Genomic DNA, 24,947 nt, shown 5'->3' on the forward strand with positions numbered 1-24,947 from the left:
TTAGTTTTCACATTGTTATTTAATCTAATATGCGATATATTGGTTTTATGAAAAATAACATTCAACCTCTCAAACGACTTTCTTTAAGAGAAGAAGTCTATCAAACACTTAAACACAATATTGTCATGCTTGAATTTCAGCCGGAACAAAAGCTTCAGGATAAAGAACTGGCTGAGCAATTTGGAGTTAGCCGCACTCCTGTTCGAGAAGCATTAAAAAGACTTGAAGATGAAGGCCTTGTCCAAACGACACCCGGCTCTTCTACAAAAGTGGCTCCATTAAACCTTGAGGAGGCAAAACAATCTTTTATTGTCGTCGCAGCTCTTCATGCACTTGCTGCTAAGCTGGCTTGTACTTCGTTACAAGAAGAAGATATGGGCGAACTAATCAAGCACAATCAATCTCTAGAACATGCGATCAAAACAAGAAATGTCCTTAAAGCAATCGAAGCGGATGAAGCATTTCATTCCGTCTTTTTAAAACGGGCGAACAATATAGAGCTAGAACGTGTTGTAAAACAAACAAGCGCCAAAATTCAGCGTCTGGAAATCGCTCGTTTTTCGTCTCTTGCTAGCCTTGCTTCCGTTGATCAGCACAAAGAAATCATAAACGCTTGCGGTCAAAAAGATGCCGCACTGGCATCGCAGCTTGTCGAAACGAACTGGCTGACGTTAGGTGAAGCGCTGACAAGTGAGGAGGAATCCAAGTGAATCCTCTTTTATTAGGCATTGCTGCTTCATTCTTTTTTGCTTTTACATTCGTTTTAAATCGAGCAATGGATTTATCCGGAGGCAGCTGGGCGTGGAGCGCATCGCTGCGCTATTTTTTTATGATACCTCTTTTGCTTGTACTCGTTTATTTTTGGGGTGGTATTAAACCTGTGGTGGCAGAAATAAAAGCCCAGCCGCAAAAATGGCTGCTTTGGAGCACGGTTGGATTTGGGTTATTTTACGCTCCTCTTTGTTTTGCTTCAGCCTACGGTCCCGGCTGGCTTATTGCAGGAACTTGGCAAATCACAATTTTATCGGGGTCTCTCCTAGCTCCTTTGTTTTACAAGGAAGGAAAGAAGCGAGGAGGCATTCCTTTCAAGCAGCTAGGTTTTTCGTTTATTATTTTAATAGGAGTTGTGCTCATGCAGCTTGAACATGCGACTGAACTGTCCGCCGCTACTGCCTTGCTTTGTACCGTTCCCATTTTGATTGCCTCTTTTGCATACCCGCTTGGCAACCGTAAAATGATGGAAGTGTCGTCACTTAATACGTTTCAGCGTGTGCTTGGAATGACGCTTTCAAGCCTGCCGTTTTGGATCATTCTTTCTGTCTATGCCTACGTGACCGATGGATTACCAAAAACAACTCAAATTTATCAAAGCAGTTTAGTTGCGTTACTTTCAGGAGTATGTGCAACGGTCTTATTTTTTGCAGCAACCGACCTTGTTAAAAAAGATTCTCAAAAGTTAGGTGCAGTTGAAGCTACACAATCGATGGAAGTTTTATTTGCCCTGCTAGGAGAGGTCTTCCTTCTATCAAGCCCTTTGCCATCGATTCTTTCTTGGGTTGGAATGGGCGTTATCATAGCAGGCATGGTGCTTCACAGCTACCAAACGAGTCATAAAAAAGCTATACCGCAAAAAGAATTGACCTACTAATCAATAACAAAAAAGAGCGTCTCAGTCGGCGCTCTTTTTGTTTATACAACAGATCTTCTTTCTAAATTGAAGACATTCACCTGCTCAGCATCAAAGCGGCTTAGCAACGAATCTACTCCGTACTCAAGTGCAAAAGCACGTTCATTTTCTGAAATCGGAACGGCCTGCAGGAACGTTACTTTTTTATCAGATAGTTCAATCGTTGAAAAATTATCCCATAAAAACGGCGGAATCAGCAAAATGTGCTGCATATGAAAGCTGTCATCAAGGACTGCAATAACGTCTTTATAAATAGCTCCTGGGAAGATGGACACGTGAGATTTCATCATATGGAAAATACAGTTTGCTAAAATAGCAGAATAAATACCGAATTCCTCATGACAAGCCCCAACGATTTCAATTCGAAGCGGGATTCCTCCAACTGTGTAGCCTGTCGGACATTGATGACCACCGAGCGTTGCATACGCGGTTACGTCTTGACGCGGATGATTTTCGCACGCCACAACGTGAATACCATGCTTTTTTCTTTCATCTGAATAATCTTCAATTCGATCCTTTTGACCAAATACATCTATTGCTTTATGTATAATTAATTCTTCATCTTTTGTAAAATTACTCATAAAAAACCTCCTTGCTTGCGACCTTAAAAAGCTCCCTACTGTACAGCATATACTACTGCACTCGCTTACGATATAGTTTTTAGAAAATGTGATAGAAATGTTATCGTTTCGTAACATACTATGAAATTGTATCAAGAAGCAAACAAGAAACCTTAACCAATTTTTTCTTTTCCTATAAAAATAGAGCCTGCACCATGGCAGCCTCTATTTTTTATGACGTTATTATGAAATAATTTGTAATTCTTTTGGGTACTTCGTTAACGTTTCGTATCCATCTTTTGTAATGATTACATCATCTTCAATACGCACGCCTCCAAGTCCTGGAATATAGATACCCGGTTCAATTGTATATACCATGCCTTCTTGAAGCACATCATCATTGTTGCGGCTCATTGAAGGAAACTCATGCACGCTAATACCAAGACCATGACCAAGACGATGCAAGAAATACTCTCCATATCCTGCTTCTGTAATAATATTGCGTGCTACCATGTCCAAGTCGCCAATGCGAGTGCCGGGCTTGGAAGCTTCAAGAGCTGCCTGCTCAGCGCGCTGTACCGTTTCATAAATTTCTTTTTGCTTATCATTAATAGACTTGTAAGCGACTGTACGCGTAATATCTGAACAGTATCCGTCTAGCACTACACCTAAATCGAACAGAACCATATCTCCTGGCTTTAACGTGCGAAGACCTGGGTTCCCGTGCGCTTCTCCCGTTTTTTCACCAAATAAAACCATCGTTGAAAACGACATCTCACGAATTCCTTTTCGCTTTAACTCGTATTCAATTTTAGCCAAAACATCCATTTCCGTAACGCCTTCTTTTAAAGCAGATACGCCTACTTCTACACCAAAATCAGCTAAGGCAGCTGCCTTTTGCAGAATCTCAACTTCACGCTCATCTTTAATTAAACGCAGCTGATTTAACTTCTCTTCTGCTCCGACTAGCTCAGCATTTGGATATAAGCTAAGCAGTTCTTCGGCTCTCGCATACAGCAGCTGCTCTTTCTCTACAGCAACCTTTTTCACATCTATTACGTTTCGTTTATGTAAAGCTTCTTTAATAAGTTCCCAAGGATTTTGATGGTCTTCATATCCAATCACATCAAACTTCCACCCGGCTTCTTTTGCTTGTCCCACTTCCATTGATGGACAAACAAGCATTGGCTCTGCTTCGTTAAACACAAATAAGCCAAGTAAACGCTCATGCGGATCCGTATGAAATCCAGTTAAATAAAATACGTTTTCGGTTGACGAAATAAAGGCCGCTTCTACATTTTTTTCTTCCAGCCACGATACGACTTTTTGCAAACGTGCTTCCATTAAAAAAACCCCTTTCATTGTGCAATATTACTATTATAACATAGTTATTTAGCAATATTGTACAATGAATAGAGGTTAAGACAAAGCCGCGTGAAGAGTAGTAAGCTGCTCTTTAATCGCTTTTCGCTGAATGCTTACTTTCATCAGCCAGCCATTTTCTCCGTATCTATAAATAAATTCGTACGTACCTTTAGGAAAATATTCTTTTACCAGCATATCCCGGTTTTCAACAAATCCCGGATCGCCAATAAAATAGGTACCTTCTTCAAGCGGAAGCTCATGAACTTTTTTTTCTAGCTGCTTCTCTTCGTCTTCATCATCATCTATCACAATGTGCAGACCGCCTTCATCACGTACAACATCAAATTCACCGTTTTGTTCAAGCTCGAGCACCGGCACCACTTGTCCATTGACCGTTAGCAGCTGCTTCGTTCCTTCAAGGACCTGGGACCAGTGATCATCGTATAAAGTAGAAGAATAAAAAATATAGCCCTGAGATTTATATAGTAAAAGCAGCTGTTCAAAATGATTTTTCACTTGTTCTTTATCAAATAGAATAACAAAATGCTTTCGATAGAAAAAACTTGTAAAAGGCAGAATAGACGATTGATTAAGCTCTTTAATTATTTCAGCACTATCTTTACCTGAAATAATAGCTCCGGTCAATTCCCCCGTGCCATAAGGTTTCCAATGACTTAACGCCGCTTCTGGAATCAGCACAAGGTTCGAAGATGACACATATATACTCATTCGCTTCACTCCTTTTTTCTGCATTTAGACCTATATTTGATTCTCCGCAAACAGAGACTTTCCTCTTATTCCATTCTTAAAAGACAGAACTTTTTCCCTAACTATGATAGATTATAACAAATATCTTCGAAAAAAATAACCTTTATTTCCTCTTTCTTCTATTTATACACTTTTCTTATTTTAGCTGTCTTCGCAGATTTACTAGTGAACGTACTTGCTAATCTAATCCCTTAGTGTTAATTTTATTATGTTGTTTTATAATTTTTTGCATAATTGGTTTCAAACAAAAAGTATTAATATTTTTGAATGCGATGGTGAGACATTTGGAAGAACGTACAGAACGTAAACAACATAAAAGAAAAAAGCAAAGAAAAAAGAAACGCTTTAGAAAGCTACTTCTTTTCTTTCTCATTCTTGTAATCGCCGCTGGTGCGTATGTGTATTATCAATACCAACAAGGGTTAGCAGAAGCAGACGGAGCTTTTGGGAAAGATGGACAATTTGATTTTAATGGTGCAAGTGCCAATTTAGATAGCATGAATGTGCTGCTTCTTGGAATTGACTCTCGAGGTGAAGAACATTCGCGTGCCGATACAATCATGATTGCTCATTATGACAAAGACAGCAATCAGCCTAAAATTGTTTCTTTGATGCGTGATTCATATGTGGATATTCCTGGACATGGCAAAAACAAATTAAATTCAGCCTATGCATTTGGCGGGCCCGAATTAATGCGTAAGACAATTAAAGAAAATTTCGGCGTAGATGTAAACTATTATGCCGTTGTTGATTTTAAAGGTTTTTCTAAAGTTGCCGATACGATTGCCCCTGAGGGAATTACGGTTACCGTGCCGCACGAAATGTCATCAGGAATCGGCATGACGCTAAAACCTGGAAAACAAACTCTTCACGGAGATAAATTACTAGGATACGTGCGATTCCGACATGATAGCCAAAGTGATTTCGGGCGCGTGAAGCGTCAACAAGAAGTGATCGGTAAATTAATGGATGAAGCTCTTCAAGTAAAGACGCTGGCAAAAGCTCCTAAGCTATGGGGCGTCATTGATCCATATGTGGATACAAATATTCCTCCAAAAACATTTATCGTGATAGGAAAAGATTTCTTAGTTGGGAATCAGCCAGATTTAAAATCTCTTCGTTTACCGGTCGAAGGTTCCTATTCAAATGAACGAGTATCCGGTATTGGTGCTGTTTTAAGCATCGACCTTGAAGAAAACAAACAAGCGTTACAGTCATTTTTAAATTAGGAAAAGGTGTCCATTAGCGGACACCTTTTTTATACTATTCAAAAAAACTTCTGTTTTTCCTCCCTATCCTTCAAAAAAATTTGAGCTTCGACAAAAAATGAAGCCATTTTCCAGGAAACAGCTATTTCTTTGAAGTTCTATTTTTTCTACTACATGCGTATATGAAAGGAGAAGGACTTCTTTTTTATATTTTTGATTCAAGGAGATGAACGTATGAAATTATATGGTTTTCAATCTGAAGAAGAGCGTTCCTTTCTTCATTCCACCTATAAAGTGAACCCGCTGCTTTCTCATACTGGAGATGTTAAAATCAGCTTTTTATCTTTTCAAGAAAATGATTATACCCCCCGTCAAGAAGCTACGATTCCACAGCTTCTTTTAGTCGTTCACGGGGAAGGCTGGGTAGCTGGCGATAACGGACTGAAAATTTATATTAAACAAGGTGAATCCGCATTTTGGAGAGCCGGGGAATCGTTTGAAGTCGGGAGTCTAACGGCTATGACGGGATTACTCATTGAAGGATTAGATATCGCTCCTCAAAAGCTGCTTACTTCTTTTTCACGAACAAATGTAAATTAAAAAGCCGCGTTAACGCGGCTTTTTTTTATTATCTTAGTAATCGAGCGTAGCTTTCTGCACTATCTTGAATAACTTTGTCACTCAGGTCACCGCCTGCTCCTTGAAATAGAAATGGCGTTTGGAACTTCATGCCTGTTAAATTTGCCGTAGCTTGAAACGGAAGAAGCAGATGATTCATTGGATAGCGGTTGTATCCCCCTTCTTGATAAGCTTCTGGAGGGCCTCCTGTCGAAGTAGCTACGACAAACTCTTTTCCCTGAAGTTTAGTACCTTTGCTTCCATAAGCCCAGCCGTATGTTAAGACAACATCTTGCCACTCTTTTAAGAGTGCTGGTGAGCTGTACCAGTAAAATGGAAATTGAAAAACAATACGATCGAATTGAACAGCTAACTCCTGCTCTTTTTCTACATCAATTTTGAAATCGGGGTAGTTTGCGTATAAATCATGAACGTACACATTCTCTTCTTTTTTCACTCGCTCTGCCCACGCTTTATTAATACGAGAAGATGCTAAGTTTGGATGCGCTAAAATAACCAGTGTTTTCATTTTGATACTCTCCTTCTAATGTCTGTGCTTGCTTTTTCTTTTCTGTTTTTTACGCTTGCCTCTCACAGCTTGTTCAGTCATTCTTCCTTTTCCTTCAGGAAATACGAGTTAGTTTCCACTTATAAACTACCAGTATTATCATTTTGCTTCAATAAAATTGACTTTGGTTTTATCACCTTTAATTTTTTTATGTACCCAAAACGGCAAATAAAGGACAAGAAAGCTAAGAATCATAATTCCTTCAATCCATACTAAATACCAAGGATGAGGTCCAAGAACATCCAGCAAGGAAGCGTGCCCTGGTTTTTTCATCATGTATAAATAATTCGCCCCGAGTAAACGATTGATAGCATAGATAAAACCTCCGTACAGATTAACAAATACTACGCTTACCCACAAAGAACGAAACGTCGGCTCATATCTGCAAACAGCAATTAGCATACAGCAAGCAAGTACCACACCGCCATGCGATACATAAAACTGCACATAGCGAAACTGGGCATATGCATAGCCGCCAAGATCCGGGGTAATCATGGCTTGAACAGAGCTGCTGATTCCCGCGAAGTACACAAAATAAAAAAGAAACCTGCTTTTGGTTATCAGCATAATAGCAGCCAGCAGCACGACTATATCACTGAGCTGAAGCGGCAAGGAAGTTTCAGCAGACCACTGATGACATCCGATTTCCCAAGCCTGGTAGGCTGTTTCTGAAGCAATTAGAACGAGTGAAAGCAAAACGAACACAAACCTCTTTTGTCGTAGCTGCTTTCGACACAAAAAAATAAATGCTCCTATGATCACGATAATAGCTAAAGTTACAAGATGTTCAACTGAAAAAAGCTGAAAGGAATGTTGTACAGGATGGCACGTAAAAAATGAATTCATAAAACCGCCTCCCTTCCATCAGAAAACAAATTTGGTACCTTTAGCTTGTTCATAAGGCCTCATTTTCATTAATGCTTCTCTCGCATTAAAAAGAGATTGAGACATAACGAGATCACGCCAATCTAAAGACGGACGAATGGAGTAAATAATCGAGTATGGATAATCAACTGCTAGAAACAGCTAAAATAAAAAGATCCGAACGATTTATCATTCGGATCTTCTTTCAACGAACATACTGTTGTCCTAGCTTTTTTCTTCGTTTTTACTCTTTAATTAATCCTTTTTTCACTAAGAATTGATGAGCAACTTCTTCAGCTGTTTTTCCTTTTGCATTTACTTGATAGTTCATTTCACGCATTTCGTCATCACTGATTTTACCGCCCAGTTGATTTAAGATTTTTTTCAGTTCAGGATGCTCTTTTAGCATATCTTCACGAAGCACAGGCGCTCCTTGATACGGAGGGAAGAACTGCTGATCGTCTTTTAAGACTTTCAAACCAAACTGTTTGATTTCAGGATCTGTTGCGTAAGCATCCAGCATATTAATATCGCCTTTTTCTACAGCGCGATAGCGAAGCTTCGGCTCCATCGTTTTAATATTCGGGAAGGTAAGACCATATTCTTTTTGAATGCCTACATAGCCGTCTTCACGATCTTTAAACTCAAGCGTAAACCCTGCTTTTACTTTATCTGTTGCATTTGCCAAATCTGAAACGGTGGTTAGATTATTTTCTTTTGCAAATTCTTTTGTTACTGTCAATGTGTACGTATTATTAAACTTCATTGGATCTAAATAGACAAGGCCGAATTTCTTTTGAAATCCTTCTTTTGCCTGGTTGTACACCTCTGTTTCATCTTTGCTCTCCGGCTGTTCCTTTAGATGCGTCACAATGGCTGTACCCGTATATTCAGGGTACAAGTCAATTTCCTTGTTACGCAGAGCCTCAAATACAAATACTGTTTTTCCAAGCGACGATCGAAGATTTACTTTCATATCGGTTTGATCTTCAATTAATTCTTTGTACATATTAATTAAAATATCTTGTTCTGCACCAATTTTACCTCCGATAACAAGGTCTGGTTTTGTTGCGCTCATCGCTGCAAACGGAGAAACAAGAATGAGTATTAATACGATGATCATAATAAACGAGCGTTTTTTGGACCCTTTTTTAGCTGAGTGTTCAATCGTTCGCAGAATTCCATCAAAAATAAGCGCTAATAATGCTGCTGGAATGGCTCCTAATAAAATCAAACTATTATCGCTTCGGTCAATACCAAGCAAAATTAAGCTTCCGAGTCCGCCCGCTCCGATAAGAGCCACGATTGTCGCTGTACCAATAATGAGTACCATCGCTGTGCGAATTCCGGCCATAATGACAGGAAGAGCTAGAGGAAGTTCTACTTTAATTAATCGTCTCCACGAGTTCATCCCCATAGCTTTGGATGCTTCAATTAAAGATGGGTCCACTTCTTTAATTCCGGTATATGTATTTCGTACAATAGGAAGAAGCGAATATAAAAACAGGGCAATAACCGCGGGAAAGGTTCCAATTCCGACAAGAGGAATCAGTAATCCTAATAAAGCGAGTGAAGGAATGGTTTGCAGTACGGCTGTTACGCCAATGATCGGTTCAGCAATGCGGTCATGTCTCGTTAAGTACAGTCCGAGCGGCACTGAAATTAATACGGCGATAACAAGGGCCAGTACTGAAATTTGAATGTGTTCAAGAAGAGCTTGAAACAGTGCGTCTCCTCGTTGATCTAATAATGTGCTTAGTGCATTCATTACAGCGTTCCTCCTTCTTTCGTCTTATCAGAAAGAAACGCTAATAGAGTTTTGCGCGTTACAACGCCAATGCGTTTGCTCCCTTTTTTCACGGCTATTGCTTCATGGTCGTAAAGGGCGTCCATTGCCTGCTGAACAGTAGCGGTTGAAGCTAGCTCTTCAGTAGGTTCTACGTCTGGCTGTTCACTTTCTTTGAGAAACATATCCAATGTCTCAAATAAAGCATTTCCTTGATTTCCAATAAACGTTTTTACAAATTCATTTTTAGGCTTTTGAATGAATTCCTCCGGGGTTCCAACTTGAACAATTTCCCCGTCTTTCATTAGGCAGATACGATCTCCAAGCGTCATCGCTTCGCTCATATCATGCGTAACAAACACAAATGTTTTTTTGATTTTTTCTTTTAAGCTAATAACATCTTGCTGAAGCTGTTCGCGGCTTAACGGATCGAGGGCACTAAAGGGTTCGTCCATTAAAATAACGGGGGGATCAGCTGCGAGGGCACGCGCTACACCTACACGTTGCTGCTGGCCACCTGAGAGCTCAGACGGCTTTCGGTTTCGATACTGCTTTGGATCTAGTCCTACCAAGGTAAGCAGTTCATCAGTGCGCGTTTTGATTTTGTTTTTCTTCCAATGCTTCATCTCGGGTACAATAGCTATATTTTCAGCAATGGTCATATGAGGAAAAAGAGCAATCTGCTGTAGGACATAACCAATGTTCCAGCGCAGCTCATGTATGTTGTGGTCCGATACGAGCTTATCTTTTATGTATAGTTCTCCTTCGGTAATATCATGAAGACGGTTAATCATTTTTAAGGTGGTTGTTTTCCCACACCCACTCGGACCAATTAAAACGAAAAACTCTCCTTCTTTAATTTCTAGATTAATATTTTTCACGGCGGTCGTACCGTCTGGATATTGCTTTGACACATTCTTAAACGTAATCAAATTATCGTTCACACTCCCTGTTGAAATTTAACCCCTAGTTTCGTGTACCCAATGCTTAGAGGCAATAAACATTCTTTTAAGAATATTTCTAAATATGATTCATAAGACATAGTGAAAAAGATATACATGTTTTCTCACAGCGTCCTAATAAGGCTATCAAACTGTTAAAGTTTTCACAAGGCGGAGAAGAATTTTAAAGCCATCACAAATAAAAAAACCTTCTTTCAACAAGAAAGAAGGTTTTTTAGTATGCTAGCGACAGGGATCGAACCTGCGACCTCTTGCTTACCATGCAAGTGCTCTACCTACTGAGCTACACCAGCGTCTTGGAAAATTATATCACGTTTAAATTCATTTAGGAAGCGCTTTTTTAAATTTTTTTATTGGTATATTCTCTAATTTACGTCTTCTTAAATTCGCACTTTCTACAAAGTTCCATATTTTATGTTAGAACTCCTTACATAAATTATGTGAATTTTCTTTTTTTATATTACCCTTAGTAAAAGAGCTTACAAAAGAAGGGAAGAAAATAGATGGAACAACAACCAACCATGACCAAATCAAAAACGGCAACTCCCTACCCAAGAGACTGCACGTTCAGCCTGGAAGATTGGACGACGCTCGCTAAGTATTGGTACCCCGTCGCACGCTGCAGTGAGGTAACAGAGAAACCAACGTCCGTAAAACTGCTAGATGTAAATCTAGTTCTATACCGTACCACACACAAAGTAGTGGCGGCTCGTGATTTATGCGTTCACCGAGGCACCCCTCTTAGCATGGGCTGGGTGGAAGATGATGAAATTGTCTGTCCTTACCACGGCTTCCGCTATGCAACGGACGGCGCATGCACGTCGATTCCAGCTCACCCTGATGCCAATATTTCTCCCCGCTTGTGTATGGCCGTCTATCCAGTTATTGAACGATTTGGATTAGTGTGGACTTCCCTGACAGGGGAACAAGATAACCTGCCTTACTTCGATGCGTGGGAGGACCCTGATTTTCAGCAAATTGTTTGTCCGAGCTTTGATATCATGGGTTCGGCCGGTCGTCAAATGGAAGGCTTTTTAGACGTAGCTCATTTTGCTTGGGTTCACACGGACACATTTGGTGATCGAAACAACGCCTTTGTGCCTAAGTATAAAGTAAGCGATACAGAGTATGGGCTTCATGTAGAATATACGAGCACCGTGAGCAATTATTCCAAAGAACAGCAGCATTTAAATCCACCTGATTTTAAATGGCTTCGTGTCTTTGATGTTTATCCACCGTTTACAGCTACGCTAAAAGTATACTTCCCAGAAGGCGCAGAGCTGTGGATTATGAATGCAGTCTCTCCTATTTCAGCCCGCGAAACACGTTTATTCGCACCAATCGCTCGAAACTTTGACAAAGATTCTCCCGTTGAAGGTGTGTATGACTTTAACCTTCGCGTCTTTGACGAAGACCGTGAAATGGTTGAAAACCAAAAACCTGAAGACTTGCCTTTAGACCTGCAGATGGAAGCGCACATTATGGCTGATCAAACGTCCATCGGCTACCGAAAATTATTAAAGAAAATGGGGTTAAGTTTTAGATATACAAGCTAAAAAAATCCCCGCTGTCTCAGCGGGGATTTCTTTTTCATTTAGCGAACTGCTCACGTCCTGCTTTTTCCTTTATCACTTCATCTTCACTTGCCGGCGTTGCGCGTTTCATAAATAATGAAAGAATTAAGGCAACCACCACTAGTACTACTGAGACGGCAAACGCATCGTTAATCCCTTGTACCATTGCCTGCATCCCAATCTGTTCTTTCATTTGAGCTGCCCCGGCTGCGGTTGCATTCGCTGCTCCCGCTCCGCTCATTGCATCTTGAGCGAGCTCTTTTGCATGCGTAGCTGTACGGTTTGACATCACCGTTACTAAAAGAGCCGAACCAATAGCTCCCGATACTTGTTGAAGCGTGTTATTCATCGCAGTACCATGCGGATTAAAGCGCTGCGGCAGCTGATTTAATCCGTTTGTCATAACCGGCATCATCACCATAGACATTCCGAACATGCGAAGTGTGTAAAGCGTAATGAGCGTTGTATACGTCGTATCAAGCTCTAAGTTACTGAAGAAATACGTCGTAACGGCTGTAATCGTTAGACCCGTTACAGCCAGTGCACGCGCTCCAAATTTATCAAATAATTTTCCGGTAATCGGTGACATCACACCCATTAATAGCGCACCCGGAAGCATTAGTAATCCTGAATGAAGCGGAGAAATGCCTCGTACCGTTTGAACATAAATTGGCATTAGCAGCATGGCTGAGAATAATGCCATTGTGATCACCATTGAAATCGTTGATGATAAAGCAAACATTGGATATTTAAAAATGCGGAATTCAAGCATAGGTGTTTTAAGCTTGAACTGACGCGTAATAAATAAAATCAGCGCCACAGCTCCTACGATAATGGTGCCGTATACTTCCACAGAATCCCAGCCTTTATCTCCTGCTGAGCTAAATCCGTATAGAAGTCCCCCAAATCCAATCGTAGATAACACAAGCGATAGGAAATCCAAATTGATTTCCACTTTTTCTTTTTTGTCTTTTAATAGGAAGAAAGAGCCTATTAATACAATTGCCGCGATTGGCGTAACAAGGTGGAACAGCATTCTCCACTCATAGTGTTCAATTAGCCACCCTGATAAAGTAGGACCAATTGCCGGAGCAAAAATCATAACTAAACCGAAAATCCCCATCGCAGCTCCGCGTTTTTCTAATGGAAAACTTGTGAGCAATACGTTCATTAAAAGCGGCATCATAATGGCTGCGCCTGATGCTTGGATAATACGAGCGGTTAACAAGACCGAAAATACGGGCGAAGCACCGGCAAGTATTGTTCCTGCTGTAAATAAAGTCATTGCCGTTAAAAATAAGCCTCTGACAGAATAGCGCTGAATTAAAAAAGCGGTTGTTGGAATCATAATACCATTCACTAACATATAACCAGTAGAAAGCCACTGGACAGTTGACGTTGTCACCTCTAAGTCTTTCATAATAGACGGCAGCGCCACGTTTAATAATGTTTCATTCAACAATGAGATAAAAGCGCCAATTAACAAAATAGCAATTATGCCATAAGGCGGCTTTTCCATTTGATTTATCGATTGACTCATTATTGTACCTCCTTATACTTTAAGTTCATTTTTTTAGACACATGTTCTACATAGAGTATATTATACTGTGAGTTCAATTTATGCAAGTGAAAAATCTTGCGTTCATATCCTTTATTTTATCGACTTTTTTAGTCCTATAATCCTTTTATATCAATGCATTTTCGCGGTATCGTCTATTTTTTCGAAAAGAACATTTGTGTAAACGCTTTAAATCATGTATCATAAAGTTGGATCATGAGTCTAATTTTATATTTAGGTGATAATAATGAATAACCGAAAACAGCAAGTTGTAAAAAATGCACACCATCTCTTCGTTGAGAAAGGATTTCAAGCTACTTCTATTCAAGACATCATTGATTATAGCGGCATTTCAAAAGGAACATTCTACAACTATTTTTCTTCAAAAAATGAATTATTAATCGCTGTTTTCACATGGCTTCATACGACCATTGAACAAGAGCGGAATCAGCTGCTGGTTGGTAAAAGTCTGACCGATGTAGATGTATTTGTTAAACAGATTGATGCACAGATGAAAAACCATCATAAACATAAATTTTTCACATTACTTGAAGAAGTATTTGTTTCCAATGATCCTGACTTAAAAGCGTACATAAAAAAAACCCAGTTTATCGAAGTAAACTGGGTTTACAAGCGGTTCATTGATTTATTTGGACAAGAAAAGAAACCGTACCTGCTAGATTGTGCAATTATGTTTCTTGGCATGCTTCATCGCAACTTTCACTATAATTTTATGGTTAATGGCACAAATACTGACCCACATGAGATCATAAGCTACAGTGTCAAACGCTTGCTTCCTCTTGTAGACGAAGTAGCAAATTCAGGAGACATTTTGCTCGATCCGCAAACGATTAAAGAATGGCTTCCATCTTGCCCGAATACTAAAAATCAAATAGAACAGGATATTTCTGCAGCACTTATCGATTTAAAAAAACAGGTTCACAAACAATTTACTGATGAATTCGAACGTCAAAAATGCACAGAGCTTATTAGTTTTATTGAAGAAGAGCTGTTTAAACAGTCAAATCCCCGGAAGTTTGTTGTTGATAGTGCTCTTCATTCGTTACAGCAGCTGTCTGTCAACAAAAGTAAGACAACGCTAGAGGATTTACAGACGATGATTGATCAGTATGTGAGTGAACTTCATTAAAAACAAATTAAGCCATAACGAAATCAATACAATCTAAAAACGAACAAATGAGATACATGAGCTGAACCTCTTGTTCCACCGCTGTTGATTTCCGTGCAAGGCTTCGCTTTCCGCGGGCGGCCGGTGAGCCTCCTCGTCGCGTACGCTCCTGCGGGCTCTCACCTGTGCCGCTTTTCCTGCAGGTGTCTTCGCCTTGCCCTCCCATCAACTGCTAGAAGCGACTAAGTAGATGAAACATACATTTACCCTGCCAATGAAAAAATCCGAATGCGTTTGATTCTCCCTCAAGGATCAAACGCATTCAGATCTTCCTTCAACTAAACAACTTTTGTCCCGGCCTTTTTATTCACAAAGTGGAAACTCAAGTGAAAAGCACGTTTCTTTCCCTTTTATGCTAGACACACTCACTTTTCCCTTCATATAATGAATAATGCTGAAAGATACCATCGTTCCAAGTCCCGTACCTTTTTCTTTTGTTGTAAAATACGGTTCGCCTAGCCGGTTGATTTGTTCTTGCGTCATGCCGCAGCCCGTATCAATAATATCCACGATAACAGCTCCGCCTTCTTTTCCTACTTTAATAGTTAACGTGCCTCCGTTTTGCATCGCTTCAATACTATTTTTAAATAAATTGATTAAGCACTGCTGAAGCTTTCTTCTTTCTCCCATTACGAAGCACTTCACTTCTTCATCAAATGTAAAATCAATCGCGACTCCATTCATATTGGCAAGAGGCGTCATAATATGGGTGACGTGATGAATCTCTTCTGAAATATTCATTTTTTCATTTCGTTCTGGTGCAGAATTGGCAAACAGCAAGTAATCATCAATGATTTCTTTTGCGCGGTCTAGTTCATTAATCGCAATTGAAATGTAGCGTTTTTTAGTAGGTTCTTTTTCATCTTCTTGCAGCATTTGCATAAATCCTCTGCTTGCCGTTAGAGGATTTCGCACTTCATGAGAGATGCTGGCAGCTAAATGACTGACAATTTCTAGTTTCTCTGCTTTCATCAGGCGCTGCAGCACTAGTAAATTTGCCCGTATCGCTTCCCACAGTATGGTAATTACAAACATGCCTGCTACATCTAAAATCGCGAATTGAACCCACACGCTAATAGGAATGCTTGTTACGTGCAAGACAAAAATGGATACAAGCATAGCTAATAAAGAACCGATTATACTAAGACAGGTGCTCACGATAATTCTATTTTTTAATGAGAAATGTAAAAAGTATTTTGTTAGGAAAAATAAAGGAATGGATAAAATCGGAAGAGCAATTAATGTTGATAAAAACCCTACATCATACCCGCCAATTAGCAAGCGCAGCAGTAAAATAAAGACAAAAAGCAAGCTCCCTAGCGGCCAGCCTCCATATAACGTTCCTAAAATATAAGGAATTCTTCGTAGATCCATTCGATAGTCATCCGGGACATAAGCTCCGTTGACGGGAAACAAAAGGCAGAAGGTAATAGCTAAAATCGGAAATACTGCGATATAACGATCTTTCCACCAATGAATTTTTTTAGCATACTTGATTAAATAAAACATCTGAACTAAAAATAGCGCCAATAAAATAAATAGAAAATTAATTAACAAATCTTTTGTGACAAAACTCATGCATTCACCGGTCTTTCAAATGAGATAAAAATAAACTCTTTTATTGCATTTACATTTGTAACACAAATTAGAGCGTAATCATAGATAAATAAACGTATTCTATTTACTTTTTTACAACTTCCTATCACTTTATCGTCCGTTCCCTAAAATAGTGAAGGCTAAGAAAACCTTTTCAACTCCACTAAAAATATTCAGAATTTTATTTACATATGAGCTACAATGCTCTATAATCAGATCAATGTACTTGGTTTTGAGAGTAGGAGGACGAAATATGGAACTATCAATTACCTTAATGGGATTATTCGTTGGAACCCTTGTAGGCTTAACGGGGGTTGGAGGTGCCGCTTTATTAACACCTTTACTGATTGTACTCGGCATTAACCCTTCCATTGCCGTAGGAACAGATCTTGTCTACAATTCTATCACAAAATTATTCGGAGTCGCTCAGCACTACAAACAGCGAACCATTAACTTTAAATTAGCAAAATATTTAGCTTTCGGAAGTATTCCGAGCGCTGTGCTGGCTATTGTCACACTTCATGCATTTCCATCTTTTCACGAGCATCAAGAAACGATTATTAAGCACGCTCTTGGATATGTCATGACGCTGGTTGCCATTTCAATTATCTTTCGCGTCTTTTTTGATAAATTAATTCGCCCAAATCGGTTTCAGGAAATGGACTTAAATCAGAAAAAAGGATTAACAATCGGAATTGGCGTAGTCTTTGGATTTATTGTCGGACTAACATCGATTGGTTCGGGCTCATTATTTGCGATTGCGATGCTGTACTTATTTAAGCTTAAGACATCTGAGCTGGTTGGAACTGATATTGCACATGCATTTCTTCTCGTTACGGTGGCTGGTATTTTAAATGCAAGCTTTGGAAGCGTGGATTACATGTTGACTGCTAACCTATTAACTGGATCTATTCCAGGTGTGTTAATCGGAAGCCGTTTATCAACGAAAGTGCCTTCAAGACCGCTTCAAGCCATTATGGCAACCATCATTCTAATCAGCGGAATTAAATTAATTTAACAAATAAAAGCACATGCCTTTGCATGTGCTTTTTATTAGTTTTTTTAAAGATTTACATTAAAAATAATAATGTTTTAAACCACTCCCTTCCCTTCTTATACACTTCAACTAATATTTTTATTAAATTTTAGTCAAAGAGACCAATGACACCTCAAACAACCTTACGTTAAAATGTAAAAAATTATAACATCTATTGTGATATCTAAAAAATTGTACGACGAAGGGAGAACACATGACACAAACAGCGGCAAAAAGTAAGCAAAAACCTTTTTACAAAGGTCTTTTCTTTCAAATTATGATGGCAATTGTACTTGGCATAGCCGTAGGATATCTGTGGCCAAGCTTTGGAAATGCTGTGAAACCGATTGGAGACGGTTTTATTAAGCTTATCAAAATGCTGATTGCTCCTCTTATTTTTGGAGTAGTCGTTGTTGGAATTGCGAAGGTTGGAAACATTAAAACAGTTGGGCGTATCGGCGGAAAAACCATTCTTTACTTCGAAATTGTCACAACATTCTCTCTATTGATCGGTCTATTAGTAGCAAACATAATGAATCCCGGCACCGGTATGAATGTTGACCCTTCAAGCTTAAGCACAAGCGAAGTGGACACGAAGACTAACGGCTCCGAACTTCCGAGTGAAGGTGATTTTTTTCTTAATATGATTCCAGACAGTGCAGTTGGTGCTTTTTCAAGCAACTCCATGCTTCAAGTGCTTTTAATTTCTTGTTTGTTTGGCATCGCGCTTGTCCATATAGGTGGAAAAACAGCAGAGACCCTTTTAAATGTATTGGAGAAAGTAAATGATGTATTGTTTAAAATTATGGGATACATTATGAAATTAACGGCTCTTGCCACGTTTAGTGCCATGGCATTTGCAGTTAGTCAGTACGGTCTTGGAACACTTGCTGCATTCGGAAAGCTATTTATCGCTATGACAATTGCTTGTCTAGCATTTGTTCTTGTTTTAGCTGTTATTTTACGAATCTATTTAAAATTAAGTTTGTGGAAAGTCATTCTATATATACGAGAAGAAATTATGCTGGCATTTGCTACGGGTTCCACTGAAGCCGTTATGCCGCAGCTCATGGATAAATTCGAACAAGCAGGATGCAACAAAGCAGTCGTTGGCCTTGTTGTGCCTACGGGCTATTCGTTTAATCTAGACGGTGCTTCCATTTACTTGTCTCTTGCCCTCGTCTTTTTGGCACAAGCAACGGGCGTAGATTTGAGCCTCACTGATCAGCTTTTAATGCTTGGTGTTCTTCTTCTTACATCTAAAGGAATGGCTGGCATTCCAGGCTCAGCCTTTGTTGCTCTCTCTGCTACAGCAGCAGCAACCGGAGCCATTCCGGTAGCAGCCGTTGCTCTGATGCTCGCTCCCGATCGCTTTATGGGTAATTACCGGACCACAGTTAATATTATTGGTTATGCGGTAGCTGCTTTTATTATCGCACGATGGGAAAATTTATTAGATCTACAAAAAGCAAATGATGTGCTGGACGGAAAAATTGCATATCAGCCCAAAAATGCTGAAATTTCTCTCCCAGAGAGTATTCCAGCTGCCAATGAAAAAGCATTTTAACAAAAAAAATTCCTGGCCGAGACAAGTCTATTTTGCTTGTTTTTCGGGCAGGAATTTAATTGTTACATGAAAGGCCTTTTGCTGAAACTTATTTTCTTCGAGTATTTTATATACCATTTGTTTAATCGTTTCTTGCGTTTTGGCATCAGATGAAACGGAAGGCTCCATATACACGTCCAGCTCTACTCTGTCCTTTGAGTAAAGGGAAGAATTCACGCCCCTTGATTCATAGCCCGCTTCAGTTAAACCTCCGCTGATTTTATGCCAAATATCCAGTTTGTCCATTTGTTTAATAACAGGTTTTGCCTCTTCGTATGCTTGTGCTTGTTCTGTTTTTGACACTTCTTCTTTTTTAATAAAAACTGCATATCCTGAACCTACTACTAAAAACGTCATAATAGCAAATGCTCGCATTCTTTTCATTCTCTCACCTCATTTAGAGATATAGATTATAAATATGCGATCAATTGCTGCAGTATGACGGCTTGTATCTCTACTTCTTTTCCACTATACTCAGCAGTCGTTTAGAACCGACTTCTACTTCTTCTATCATACTGTTAAAAAGCTCTTGCACCGTTGGGATACTATCAATCAGTCCAACGACTTGGCCTGCCCATCCATAGCCTTCATCGATTTTATTTTCATAAATATACCGGCAGTTTGCCCCTCCGCTAATGACGTCTTTTAACTCTTCGTACCGCTCTCCTTGCTGCTCACGCTCGATAATGTCAAGAGTGTAGTGGGACTTCAATACGCGTCCAGGTGCCCCGAACGAACGTTTAATAACCACAGTATCGGTTTCTTTTGCTTCTACAATAGCTTGTTTATACGCATCATGGGCATCTACACATTCTTTTGTCGCGATAAAACGTGTTCCCATTTCTATCCCTTCGGCGCCTAATGATAACGCTGCCAATAACCCTTGTCCGTTTCCAATCCCTCCGCTTGCTAGGACCGGAATTGACACAGCCGCAGCTACTCGAGGAATTAATACCATTGTGCCGAGATCCTCACGTCCGATATGTCCTCCTGCTTCTTGCCCCACTGCCATGACAGCATCTGCTCCTAGCTTCTCAGCTTTTTGAGCTTGACGCACGTTTGCCACCAGTACGAGCGTTTTAATTCCCGTTCCTTTTAATCTCTCAAAAATAGGTGCGGGATTTGCTCCTGTTATGGAAACAGCCGGAACGCTTTCTTCTACTGCTACGTCGAGAAGTTCTTTATAAGAACCTTCCGTTTGACCTCCAACAGCAAAATTAACGCCAAAAGGATGCTCAGTTAAGGAACGCACTTTCTTAATTTCAGCTCGAAGTTTCTCAGGGGTTCGGAGCGTCATAGCTGTAATTTGTCCAAGCCCTCCTGCATTTGAGACAGCAGCGGCAAGTTCTGCGTACGCTAAATACGCAAGACCTCCTTGTACAATTGGATATTGAATCCCTAATAAATCTGTTACCCGTGTTTTCATCTATGTATCCCCTCTCCTTTTATTTTTTAATTATGAATGCTTATTCATAATCATAACAAGAAAATAACGGATTTCCTACGAAAAAATTCCAACATTTCTGTTTGCTTCAACTTTTGATAGGGTACACATTTTGTAATGATTATTAACTGAAAATCAAGGAGGAAGACATGTATGACAAAAAAGCACCCTGTAAATGAAAAAAGCAAGCAAGAACAGCTTGAGCAGTTTAAAACAGATGATCGAAACCAAGCGCTCACAACCAATCAAGGGTTAAAGCTTTCCGAAGATGAATTTTCTTTAAAAGCAGGTGAACGCGGTCCAACCCTTATGGAAGACTTTCATTTCCGTGAAAAAATGACGCATTTTGACCACGAGCGCATTCCTGAACGCATCGTTCATGCACGCGGCTTCGCTGCTCACGGAGAATTTGAACTGTATGACTCTCTCGGTGAATATACAAAAGCTAAATTTTTACAGGATCCGTCTGTAAAAACACCTGTATTTGTCCGTTTCTCTACTGTAGCTGGTTCTAAAGGTTCAGCTGAAACGGTGCGCGACGCCCGTGGTTTTGCAACAAAATTTTATACAGAAGAAGGAAACTATGACTTAGTTGGAAATAACATTCCCGTGTTCTTTATCCAAGATGCGATCAAATTCCCAGATTTAATTCATGCTGTTAAGCCTGAGCCACACAACGAAATGCCGCAGGCGGCTTCAGCACATGATACGTTTTGGGATTTTGTCGCCAATAACCAAGAGTCTGCTCACATGGTCATGTGGTCAATGTCAGACCGTGCAATTCCACGCAGTTTGCGTATGATGGAAGGCTTCGGCGTACATACTTTTCGCTTAGTTAATGCAGAAGGAAAAGCTCATTTTGTCAAATTCCACTGGAAGCCTGTGCTCGGAACGCATTCCCTTGTTTGGGACGAGGCTCAAACAATTTCTGGGAAAGACCCTGATTTTCATCGCCGCGATTTATGGGAATCGATTGAAAACGGAGACTATCCTGAATATGAGCTAGGCATTCAAATCATAGATGAGGAAGATGAATTTAAGTTCGACTTTGACATTCTCGATCCAACTAAGCTTTGGCCAGAAGAAGACATTCCCGTCAAATTGGTTGGAAAAATGATCTTAAATCGAAATGTAGACAACGTATTTGCCGAAACGGAACAAGTCGCATTCCATCCGGGGCATGTGGTACCGGGAATTGATTTTTCCAATGACCCTCTCTTACAAGGAAGATTGTTTTCATACACGGATACCCAGCTTATTCGTCTTGGCGGTCCGAATTTTCATGAACTTCCGATCAACCGTCCAGTGTGCCCGTTTCATAACAATCAACGAGACGGTTACGGACGTCAAACGATTAACAAAGGGCCTGTCAGCTATCACAGAAACTCTCTTGCAGCCAATACCCCGGCTCCTGTCTCAGAGTCAGAGGGCGGTTATGCTCACTATCAAGAAAAAGTGGAAGGAAGAAAAGTTCGAAGTCGAAGCGAAAGTTTTAAAGACCACTTTTCACAGGCAACGCTATTTTGGAATAGCATGAGCGACCCTGAAAAGGAGCATATTATCAGTGCTTTCAGCTTCGAGCTTGGAAAGGTGAAAAGCAAATCTGTTCAGCAGCAGGTCGTTGATATGTTTGCCAACGTCAGTACAGTGCTAGCTAAACAAGTAGCACAAGCGATTGGTGCAACGCCTCCATCAGGAGAAGACGCGCCAGTGACCAAGTCATCTCCGGCTCTTAGTCAGGAACAGACGATTAAAAAGCCGAATACACGTAAAGTAGCTGTCATTGTAGCTGATGACTTTAGCAGTGACCTACCACAGGTGTTAAACAGTTTAAAACAACAGGGTATTCAGCCTGAAATTGTAAGCACAACCCTCCAAAACGTAAAAGGAACAGATGGGTCAGAACTTGAAGTACAGCACACGTTCTTAACAAGTGATTCTGTCTTATTCGATGCGGTTTATGTTGTCGGAAGTTCGTCGGCTGATGAAAAGTTTCGTAAAGAAGCACTGACGTTTGCTCAAGAAGCATTCGAGCATTTTAAACCAATTGGCGCGACGGATGAAGGTGTTAAGTGGCTAAAAGCTGCTGGATTAGATAATAGTCCCGGTGTCGTAACTGGAGAAACTACACGCTTTACAGATGAATTTATTGAAGCTATTTCAGCTCACCGCCACTGGAATCGTCACGTTATATAAATACAAAAGCCTTTGAAATCAATGATTTCAAAGGCTTTTTTTATTAAACTGATTTTCTAAATGCCATAACGTGCAAATCTTTTACCGGATAAAAATCGTTATCAGGAAAGCGAACGTAACCTCTTTTAGTGTACAGCTTAATGGCATGTTCCATTGAATGATCTGTATGTAAACCTAAATAAGAACATCCTAGCTCCCGAGATTTTTTTTCACACGCTTCAAGAAGCGCATTCGCGACTCCTTTTCGGCGATGAGACGGAGCAACTGCCAGCAGACGAATTTCAGCCCATGGAAACGGCTTTAACAATCCTCCGTATACGTCCGTATTCGGCGGATAAAACAAAACGCTTCCTGCCATTTCTCCATCAATTTCAGCTACAATGCACTCAAATTTCTTTTCTTCACTCAGGGTATGTAAAATTCCCTTTCGATATCTTTTCCAGTGTGCTTCTGATTTTACAGCTGCATATTGCTCATAAGCAGCAAGCGTCACTGTTTCAATGGATAATGTTTCTTCTTCTCTAGCTTTTCGAACGATCAACTTCTTCTCCTCCATTTACCTTCTTCGTTAGTTCTTATTGTCTATGGTGAACCATGTTTATGCAACACATTTGCATCTTAAAACAGCTTCCTTTGCATATATTTAATCCGTTCATTATGATTTCTGAAGCGGTCTTTGTGCTGAAACTCTGCTTGTCTTCATATACATATAAAGAGATTCATAGACAAGGATGAGACAGCATGTATAAAAAATTAATTGCAATTGGAATTGGCAGTGTGTTTGTTAGTATCGGAATTAACGTTTTTATTCTTCCGCTTCAGCTTGTAACAGGAGGCATTACGGGAATTAGCTTAATTCTTAATTATTTACTTGGCTATAAAGTAGGCGTGATGATTTTTTGCTTAAACTTGCCGATTTATCTTCTCGCCCTAGGTTTTAACCGTTCTTATTTTTTAAATGCTATCTATGGCATGGTTCTCTCAGCCGTTATGATTGATTTGCTGTTTCCGCTTCACGGGATTTTTCACCTTCCCATTATCTTAAGCGCTTGCCTTGGAGGTGTTTTTAACGGAATCGGAACCGGCATCATGCTCCGGCAGCACGCAAGTCAAGGTGGGGTCGACTTATTTTCTCTGATACTTGCGAAATGGTTATCTTTAAACCCCGGCATCATCATTTTAGTGATTGACGCATCTATTATTATTTCAGGTATTTTACTGCTTCAAAACGATACAGCTATTTATTCATTATTTATTGTTGTATGCTCCGGTATAGTGACCAGTATCATTACGTCATTCAAGCGCATCATCGTCTATGTGTAAGGAAAAAGCCTCGAGACATGCTCGAGGCTTTTCTTTATTTGTCATTTAAGAATTCTTGCAGCGCTTCTTTATTTTTATCTAAATCAATATCAAGCACCATACCAACACCGCTATACGTTTTGTTTTCAAACGATCCGTCTAACGGCAGTCGCAGGCTTTGAACATCTTTCATCTTTCCTGTTACCACATCTTTAGCTAGAAGCATCATGCTTTTTGTATCTAAATTTGTATCGATGTAAGGATCCATTACGCCGAGAAGCTTCGGTATTTTAAACACGCTGTTTAGGCTTGCTACTTCATCTTTAAGCTTTAAAACGACTTCTTGCTGCCGTTGAACGCGTCCAAAATCACTCATGTTATCATGGCGAAAACGTACGTAGCCAAGCAGTTGTTCACCGTGTAAAACTTGGGTACCTTTGTGAAGCGTCATACCAATTCCCGAAGACATGTCGTGAGGCACGGTTACTTCAATGCCATCAGGTGCAATCGTATCTACAATTTTTGAAAACCCTTCGAAGTCCACAACTGCATAATAGTTAATATCGATATCAAAATTTTGTTTGATTGTTTTACGCAGCAGCTCAGGACCTCCGAACGCGTAAGCAGCATTCAGCTTTTGCTTGCCGTGTCCTGGAATATCCACGTACATATCCCTCATAAGGGAAACAATTTTCGGGTGTTTGCTTTTAGAATCGTAGTGAGCAATTAAAATAGAATCTGTACGAGAATGCTTTTCCCCGCGCGAGTCACTTCCTAACAGCAGCATATTTACTTCTCCGTTATTTGGGAGACTGCCTTGAAACTGTTCAAATGTCGTGCCGTCATCCGCAAATTTACCATCGCTTGCCATCGATAGCCCTTGCTTATATTGGAAATAGCTGTATATGCCTCCAACGATAATAAAAAGAAACAACAAAGCAAAGAACACTCTGCCCCATCGAACTCTTCTTCTTCTTTTGCGTCTTGTTCGCTCCACGTTTCTGTCACCAGCTTTCTTTTCAATGAAGTTCTCATAAAACAAGCAAGTAGCTAAGCTTTT

General features: G+C 40.0%; 24 protein-coding genes and 1 tRNA gene. 10 read left to right on the forward strand and 15 right to left on the reverse strand.

Annotated features, from left to right (window positions below):
- Positions 1 to 29 precede the first annotated feature (29 nt).
- Entirely contained in the window at positions 30 to 710 is a 681-nt protein-coding gene (locus tag LJC66_RS19915) for a GntR family transcriptional regulator (protein ID WP_195696123.1), read from the forward strand.
- Positions 707 to 1,648: a DMT family transporter gene (locus LJC66_RS19920; RefSeq protein WP_230933408.1), complete on the forward strand. Its 942-nt coding sequence runs from the start codon at positions 707 to 709 to the stop codon at positions 1,646 to 1,648. Before LJC66_RS19915 ends, LJC66_RS19920 begins: the two co-directional genes overlap by 4 nt.
- Before the next feature lie 41 nt (positions 1,649 to 1,689).
- Here LJC66_RS19920 and LJC66_RS19925 read toward each other — a convergent pair whose 3' ends face one another.
- The 3 genes from LJC66_RS19925 to LJC66_RS19935 form a co-directional block, all read right to left on the reverse strand.
- On the reverse strand, positions 1,690 to 2,268 hold the full coding sequence (locus LJC66_RS19925; protein ID WP_013084584.1) for a suppressor of fused domain protein: 579 nt from the start codon (positions 2,266 to 2,268) through the stop codon (positions 1,690 to 1,692).
- A 222-nt stretch (positions 2,269 to 2,490) separates the two neighbouring features.
- Positions 2,491 to 3,591: a M24 family metallopeptidase gene (locus LJC66_RS19930; RefSeq protein WP_230933409.1), complete on the reverse strand. Its 1,101-nt coding sequence runs from the start codon at positions 3,589 to 3,591 to the stop codon at positions 2,491 to 2,493.
- A gap of 75 nt (positions 3,592 to 3,666) precedes the next feature.
- Complete coding sequence (locus tag LJC66_RS19935; protein ID WP_075419345.1) at positions 3,667 to 4,341, reverse strand: hypothetical protein; 675 nt, start codon at positions 4,339 to 4,341, stop codon at positions 3,667 to 3,669.
- Positions 4,342 to 4,877: 536 nt separating this feature from the next.
- Here LJC66_RS19935 and LJC66_RS19940 point away from each other — a divergent pair.
- Positions 4,878 to 5,609, forward strand: a complete 732-nt coding sequence (locus tag LJC66_RS19940; protein ID WP_372586484.1) for an LCP family protein — start codon at positions 4,878 to 4,880, stop codon at positions 5,607 to 5,609.
- 213 nt (positions 5,610 to 5,822) lie between these two features.
- The gene (locus LJC66_RS19945) at positions 5,823 to 6,188 is read left to right on the forward strand and encodes a hypothetical protein (RefSeq protein ID WP_014458652.1); all 366 of its coding nucleotides are present in this window, start codon (positions 5,823 to 5,825) and stop codon (positions 6,186 to 6,188) included.
- 28 nt (positions 6,189 to 6,216) lie between these two features.
- Here LJC66_RS19945 and LJC66_RS19950 read toward each other — a convergent pair whose 3' ends face one another.
- The 5 genes from LJC66_RS19950 to LJC66_RS19970 all read right to left on the reverse strand — a co-directional run bounded on the left by LJC66_RS19950 (position 6,217) and on the right by LJC66_RS19970 (position 10,679).
- Positions 6,217 to 6,735 (reverse strand): NAD(P)H-dependent oxidoreductase, encoded by a 519-nt coding sequence (locus LJC66_RS19950; RefSeq protein ID WP_195696120.1) that lies wholly within the window; start codon positions 6,733 to 6,735, stop codon positions 6,217 to 6,219.
- A gap of 138 nt (positions 6,736 to 6,873) precedes the next feature.
- The gene (locus LJC66_RS19955; protein ID WP_195696119.1) at positions 6,874 to 7,620 is read right to left on the reverse strand and encodes a YwaF family protein; all 747 of its coding nucleotides are present in this window, start codon (positions 7,618 to 7,620) and stop codon (positions 6,874 to 6,876) included.
- Between the two features lie 262 nt (positions 7,621 to 7,882).
- A complete protein-coding gene (locus LJC66_RS19960; protein WP_195696118.1) occupies positions 7,883 to 9,406 on the reverse strand; it encodes an ABC transporter permease/substrate-binding protein in 1,524 nt (507 codons plus the stop codon).
- Positions 9,406 to 10,356, reverse strand: a complete 951-nt coding sequence (locus LJC66_RS19965) for an ABC transporter ATP-binding protein (RefSeq protein ID WP_195696117.1) — start codon at positions 10,354 to 10,356, stop codon at positions 9,406 to 9,408. Before LJC66_RS19965 ends, LJC66_RS19960 begins: the two co-directional genes overlap by 1 nt.
- Positions 10,357 to 10,606: 250 nt before the next feature.
- A tRNA-Thr gene (locus tag LJC66_RS19970) sits at positions 10,607 to 10,679 on the reverse strand.
- Positions 10,680 to 10,889: 210 nt separating this feature from the next.
- Between LJC66_RS19970 and LJC66_RS19975 the strand changes: the two genes are divergently transcribed.
- Complete coding sequence (locus tag LJC66_RS19975) at positions 10,890 to 11,942, forward strand: aromatic ring-hydroxylating oxygenase subunit alpha (RefSeq protein WP_195696116.1); 1,053 nt, start codon at positions 10,890 to 10,892, stop codon at positions 11,940 to 11,942.
- 34 nt (positions 11,943 to 11,976) lie between these two features.
- Here the strand turns inward: LJC66_RS19975 and LJC66_RS19980 are convergent, their stop codons facing one another.
- Positions 11,977 to 13,500 (reverse strand): DHA2 family efflux MFS transporter permease subunit, encoded by a 1,524-nt coding sequence (locus LJC66_RS19980; protein WP_230933410.1) that lies wholly within the window; start codon positions 13,498 to 13,500, stop codon positions 11,977 to 11,979.
- Between the two features lie 265 nt (positions 13,501 to 13,765).
- On the opposite strand from LJC66_RS19980, the gene LJC66_RS19985 reads away from it, so the two are divergent.
- Positions 13,766 to 14,668, forward strand: coding sequence for a TetR/AcrR family transcriptional regulator (locus tag LJC66_RS19985; RefSeq protein WP_230933411.1), 903 nt, complete (start codon positions 13,766 to 13,768; stop codon positions 14,666 to 14,668).
- A gap of 7 nt (positions 14,669 to 14,675) precedes the next feature.
- Here LJC66_RS19985 and LJC66_RS19990 read toward each other — a convergent pair whose 3' ends face one another.
- Together LJC66_RS19990 and LJC66_RS19995 are read right to left on the reverse strand one after the other, a co-directional pair.
- A complete protein-coding gene (locus LJC66_RS19990) occupies positions 14,676 to 14,876 on the reverse strand; it encodes a hypothetical protein (RefSeq protein ID WP_308280733.1) in 201 nt (66 codons plus the stop codon).
- 134 nt (positions 14,877 to 15,010) lie between these two features.
- Positions 15,011 to 16,285, reverse strand: a complete 1,275-nt coding sequence (locus LJC66_RS19995; RefSeq protein WP_230933412.1) for an ATP-binding protein — start codon at positions 16,283 to 16,285, stop codon at positions 15,011 to 15,013.
- A gap of 271 nt (positions 16,286 to 16,556) precedes the next feature.
- Here LJC66_RS19995 and LJC66_RS20000 point away from each other — a divergent pair, with 271 nt between their 5' ends.
- Both LJC66_RS20000 and LJC66_RS20005 read left to right on the forward strand, forming a co-directional pair.
- A complete protein-coding gene (locus LJC66_RS20000) occupies positions 16,557 to 17,321 on the forward strand; it encodes a sulfite exporter TauE/SafE family protein (protein WP_025750122.1) in 765 nt (254 codons plus the stop codon).
- A 232-nt stretch (positions 17,322 to 17,553) separates the two neighbouring features.
- On the forward strand, positions 17,554 to 18,906 hold the full coding sequence (locus LJC66_RS20005) for a cation:dicarboxylate symporter family transporter (RefSeq protein ID WP_230933413.1): 1,353 nt from the start codon (positions 17,554 to 17,556) through the stop codon (positions 18,904 to 18,906).
- Positions 18,907 to 18,933: 27 nt separating this feature from the next.
- On the opposite strand, the gene LJC66_RS20010 is transcribed toward LJC66_RS20005, so the two are convergent.
- Positions 18,934 to 19,329 carry a hypothetical protein gene (locus LJC66_RS20010; protein WP_014458637.1) on the reverse strand — a complete coding sequence of 132 codons (396 nt, stop codon included), beginning with the start codon at positions 19,327 to 19,329 and terminating at the stop codon, positions 18,934 to 18,936.
- A 70-nt stretch (positions 19,330 to 19,399) separates the two neighbouring features.
- Positions 19,400 to 20,371, reverse strand: coding sequence for an NAD(P)H-dependent flavin oxidoreductase (locus LJC66_RS20015; protein WP_230933414.1), 972 nt, complete (start codon positions 20,369 to 20,371; stop codon positions 19,400 to 19,402).
- A gap of 171 nt (positions 20,372 to 20,542) precedes the next feature.
- Here LJC66_RS20015 and LJC66_RS20020 point away from each other — a divergent pair, with 171 nt between their 5' ends.
- Positions 20,543 to 22,585, forward strand: coding sequence for a catalase (locus LJC66_RS20020; protein ID WP_230933415.1), 2,043 nt, complete (start codon positions 20,543 to 20,545; stop codon positions 22,583 to 22,585).
- Positions 22,586 to 22,628: 43 nt separating this feature from the next.
- Here the strand turns inward: LJC66_RS20020 and LJC66_RS20025 are convergent, their stop codons facing one another.
- Positions 22,629 to 23,126, reverse strand: a complete 498-nt coding sequence (locus LJC66_RS20025; RefSeq protein ID WP_057234052.1) for a GNAT family N-acetyltransferase — start codon at positions 23,124 to 23,126, stop codon at positions 22,629 to 22,631.
- 200 nt (positions 23,127 to 23,326) lie between these two features.
- On the opposite strand from LJC66_RS20025, the gene LJC66_RS20030 reads away from it, so the two are divergent.
- On the forward strand, positions 23,327 to 23,908 hold the full coding sequence (locus LJC66_RS20030; protein ID WP_195696105.1) for a YitT family protein: 582 nt from the start codon (positions 23,327 to 23,329) through the stop codon (positions 23,906 to 23,908).
- Positions 23,909 to 23,942: 34 nt separating this feature from the next.
- Here the strand turns inward: LJC66_RS20030 and LJC66_RS20035 are convergent, their stop codons facing one another.
- Entirely contained in the window at positions 23,943 to 24,911 is a 969-nt protein-coding gene (locus LJC66_RS20035) for an LCP family protein (RefSeq protein WP_230933735.1), read from the reverse strand.
- Between the last annotated feature and the right edge of the window lie 36 nt (positions 24,912 to 24,947).

The sequence above is a fragment of the Priestia sp. TSO9 genome (assembly GCF_021029645.1).
GTDB classification, from domain to species: domain Bacteria; phylum Bacillota; class Bacilli; order Bacillales; family Bacillaceae_H; genus Priestia; species Priestia megaterium_E.

What these genes read in the sequence shown, in the direction of transcription:
- LJC66_RS19915 (WP_195696123.1), top strand. Translation starts at nt 30, where the DNA reads ATGCGATATATTGGTTTTATGAAAAATAACATTCAACCTCTCAAACGA.
- LJC66_RS19925 (WP_013084584.1), bottom strand. Translation starts at nt 2,268, where the DNA reads ATGAGTAATTTTACAAAAGATGAAGAATTAATTATACATAAAGCAATA.
- LJC66_RS19930 (WP_230933409.1), bottom strand. Translation starts at nt 3,591, where the DNA reads ATGGAAGCACGTTTGCAAAAAGTCGTATCGTGGCTGGAAGAAAAAAAT.
- LJC66_RS19935 (WP_075419345.1), bottom strand. Translation starts at nt 4,341, where the DNA reads ATGAGTATATATGTGTCATCTTCGAACCTTGTGCTGATTCCAGAAGCG.
- LJC66_RS19940 (WP_372586484.1), top strand. Translation starts at nt 4,878, where the DNA reads ATGAATGTGCTGCTTCTTGGAATTGACTCTCGAGGTGAAGAACATTCG.
- LJC66_RS19945 (WP_014458652.1), top strand. Translation starts at nt 5,823, where the DNA reads ATGAAATTATATGGTTTTCAATCTGAAGAAGAGCGTTCCTTTCTTCAT.
- LJC66_RS19950 (WP_195696120.1), bottom strand. Translation starts at nt 6,735, where the DNA reads ATGAAAACACTGGTTATTTTAGCGCATCCAAACTTAGCATCTTCTCGT.
- LJC66_RS19955 (WP_195696119.1), bottom strand. Translation starts at nt 7,620, where the DNA reads ATGAATTCATTTTTTACGTGCCATCCTGTACAACATTCCTTTCAGCTT.
- LJC66_RS19960 (WP_195696118.1), bottom strand. Translation starts at nt 9,406, where the DNA reads ATGAATGCACTAAGCACATTATTAGATCAACGAGGAGACGCACTGTTT.
- LJC66_RS19975 (WP_195696116.1), top strand. Translation starts at nt 10,890, where the DNA reads ATGGAACAACAACCAACCATGACCAAATCAAAAACGGCAACTCCCTAC.
- LJC66_RS19980 (WP_230933410.1), bottom strand. Translation starts at nt 13,500, where the DNA reads ATGAGTCAATCGATAAATCAAATGGAAAAGCCGCCTTATGGCATAATT.
- LJC66_RS19985 (WP_230933411.1), top strand. Translation starts at nt 13,766, where the DNA reads ATGAATAACCGAAAACAGCAAGTTGTAAAAAATGCACACCATCTCTTC.
- LJC66_RS19995 (WP_230933412.1), bottom strand. Translation starts at nt 16,285, where the DNA reads ATGAGTTTTGTCACAAAAGATTTGTTAATTAATTTTCTATTTATTTTA.
- LJC66_RS20000 (WP_025750122.1), top strand. Translation starts at nt 16,557, where the DNA reads ATGGAACTATCAATTACCTTAATGGGATTATTCGTTGGAACCCTTGTA.
- LJC66_RS20005 (WP_230933413.1), top strand. Translation starts at nt 17,554, where the DNA reads ATGACACAAACAGCGGCAAAAAGTAAGCAAAAACCTTTTTACAAAGGT.
- LJC66_RS20010 (WP_014458637.1), bottom strand. Translation starts at nt 19,329, where the DNA reads ATGAAAAGAATGCGAGCATTTGCTATTATGACGTTTTTAGTAGTAGGT.
- LJC66_RS20015 (WP_230933414.1), bottom strand. Translation starts at nt 20,371, where the DNA reads ATGAAAACACGGGTAACAGATTTATTAGGGATTCAATATCCAATTGTA.
- LJC66_RS20020 (WP_230933415.1), top strand. Translation starts at nt 20,543, where the DNA reads ATGACAAAAAAGCACCCTGTAAATGAAAAAAGCAAGCAAGAACAGCTT.
- LJC66_RS20030 (WP_195696105.1), top strand. Translation starts at nt 23,327, where the DNA reads ATGTATAAAAAATTAATTGCAATTGGAATTGGCAGTGTGTTTGTTAGT.